The organism is Streptomyces sp. NPDC051555, assembly GCF_044454405.1.
Classification (GTDB): Bacteria; Actinomycetota; Actinomycetes; order Streptomycetales; family Streptomycetaceae; genus Streptomyces.
Genome location: NZ_JBITDP010000126.1, coordinates 1 through 1,052, shown reverse-complemented (window position 1 = coordinate 1,052; position 1,052 = coordinate 1). Strand labels below are relative to the sequence as shown.

Sequence of the window (1,052 nt, the reverse complement as noted above, 5' to 3'; positions counted from 1 at the left end):
AGGCCCGACAAGCCACCGATCAAATGACACCGATCAGGCGAGGGGTGGGGGAATTACGCGAAGTTCAGACGGGGGAATTACGCAATCGTCCACAGACCGACAGCGCGGGAATCAGGACCCGCCCGCCGCCCCGCGAGGACTCGATGTACAGGCCGGTGAAGAACTCGTCCGCCCGGTACAGGGCGGCCAGTGCGGTGTGGTCGAAGACGGCCGCCAGGTTCACGCGGCCGCGCCGCCCTGGTGAGCGCGCACACGCTCCCAGGCACTCTGGCCGGCGGCCTGGACCTGCTCGGTGTACTCCAGGCCCAGCTCGGCGGCCGCTTCCTGAGCGCGCCGCTCCTGTTCGGCGGCAGTCAGCTGGCTCGCGGCCAGCTCCTCGAGGAGTTCGGTGATGGTCGTGCCGCGTTCCTGCGCCAGGATGCGCAGGCGGTCTCGGACGGCCTCGGTCGTCTTGACGCTCGTCGCTTTGCTGCCCATCACACGATTCTACCGCCGGTAGAATCGTAGCGCCAGACTCCCCGGGGCGGTCTACGCGCCGCACGGGGCAGGCCGCCGCGCATGTCCGGTGGCCTGGCCCGGTGCCCGGTGCGGCCCTCGGGTCCGTCTCGGGATGCGGTCCCCAGGGTAGGCGTCGGCGGGGTGCCGCTCTTGCCGCTTCGGGGAGCCTGCAACGCTCCGTTGCTGAAGATCGACCAGTGTTGCAGCGCAACACTCTGGCAACGATCAACAGCGCTCGGCTCTCGACCAGCATGGATGCGCTGACAGCAGGCGTACGCAACGGGGGCGATCGTTGCCTCTGTACTCCATCACGTACTGCAACATCCCGAGGGTCATCCATTCTGATTGTTCCTCCCGGAATCCGCCGAGAGGGCGCTACTGACCTTGTAGTCGTGGTGTCGTAAGGGTGAGTCCGGTGCCGGTGAGGCATCCGTCGATGATGTCGCTGCGGTACTGGACCTGGCGGAGGCCGTGTCGTAGTCGGCGGATGAGGTGGTCGGGGTCGGTGAAGTCGGTGTTGGCCTGGCTGGTCCGGCGGAGGACCGACCAGATGC

Annotated in this window: 2 protein-coding genes and 1 pseudogene; all 3 read right to left on the bottom strand. The window is 67.5% G+C overall.

The features are described 5' to 3' along the window. Positions 1 to 64: 64 nt before the first annotated feature. Positions 65 to 223, bottom strand: a complete 159-nt coding sequence (locus ACIBEA_RS44665) for a hypothetical protein (RefSeq protein WP_399270337.1) — start codon at positions 221 to 223, stop codon at positions 65 to 67. Further along, positions 220 to 477, bottom strand: a complete 258-nt coding sequence (locus tag ACIBEA_RS44660; RefSeq protein ID WP_399270335.1) for a hypothetical protein — start codon at positions 475 to 477, stop codon at positions 220 to 222. The genes ACIBEA_RS44665 and ACIBEA_RS44660 overlap by 4 nt, the downstream gene beginning before the upstream one ends. A 396-nt stretch (positions 478 to 873) precedes the next feature. Beyond that, positions 874 to 1,052, bottom strand: a pseudogene (locus ACIBEA_RS44655) (IS630 family transposase); the annotation flags it as partial.